The sequence below is a fragment of the Mycobacterium sp. E2497 genome (assembly GCF_001668695.1).
Taxonomy (GTDB): Bacteria; Actinomycetota; Actinomycetes; order Mycobacteriales; family Mycobacteriaceae; genus Mycobacterium.
This window is the reverse complement of record NZ_LZKD01000294.1, coordinates 1-771: the sequence shown is the minus strand read 5'-3', so window position 1 is coordinate 771 and position 771 is coordinate 1. Positions and strand designations below refer to the sequence as shown.

The 771-nt window shown below is 63.3% G+C and carries 2 protein-coding genes; both read right to left on the bottom strand.

What is annotated here, in order from left to right; translation table 11 throughout:
• Positions 1-97: 97 nt before the first annotated feature.
• Positions 98-385, bottom strand: a complete 288-nt coding sequence (locus A5713_RS29415) for a hypothetical protein (protein WP_067919054.1) — start codon at positions 383-385, stop codon at positions 98-100.
• Positions 386-640: 255 nt separating this feature from the next.
• A partial coding sequence (locus A5713_RS26650; protein ID WP_197516376.1) for a winged helix-turn-helix domain-containing protein occupies positions 641-771 on the bottom strand: 131 nt, incomplete at its 5' end.

Below are 771 nucleotides of genomic sequence, written 5' to 3'. Positions count from 1 at the left end.
ACAGCGACTTTTAGGCTCGCTGGTGCTCGGGCTCGCGGAGGATGAGTCACATCCGCCACACCGGCCCCTGGCCGGAGGAATCGACGAGTTGTCCGCCTCATAGCGACAACCTCGTCGCCTGCCGCAGAGACAGCACGCGCTGATGAATACGGTATTCGGTGGACCGCGGCATGGATCTAGGCCCGTACCGACCGCGGCCCATCCGACGCACTCTGCCGCGGCCCATCTCCCACCGCAAGGCGTCTGAGATGACTTTCGATGCCCTACCGCGGATCCGAAAGCCCTGTTTATTAAGGGCTTCGATCATTTGACCGATGGTGGCCGGCCCATTGTGGGCGAGGTGCATCGTCAACACGTAACGCAGCTCGATTCCCTGGAGATTCATCCCTGCACCATTGCACCCCGGTACGACACCCCGGTCTTGTCGCTGCGAGGCGGGCAAATCGACGATTTCTCCCGCCAGGGACCGGTGTGGCGGGTGTGACTCATCCTCCGCGAGCCCGAGCACCAGCGAGCCTAAAAGTCGCTGTAAGGCGGGCACATCGACGATTGCTCCGACGCGGGGCGGAAGTGACCGATGTGACCAGGACGTCGGTCGCCGACCGCGGCGTCGGACGCGCGGCGTCGGCCGCGCAAACACTCACGCCTCGAAGCGGTAACCCATCCCCGATTCGGTCACCAAGTGCTTGGGGTGGGACGGGTCGTCCTCGAGTTTGCGTCGCAGCTGCGCCAAATAGACTCTTAGATAATGCGTTTCGGTGGCATACGCCG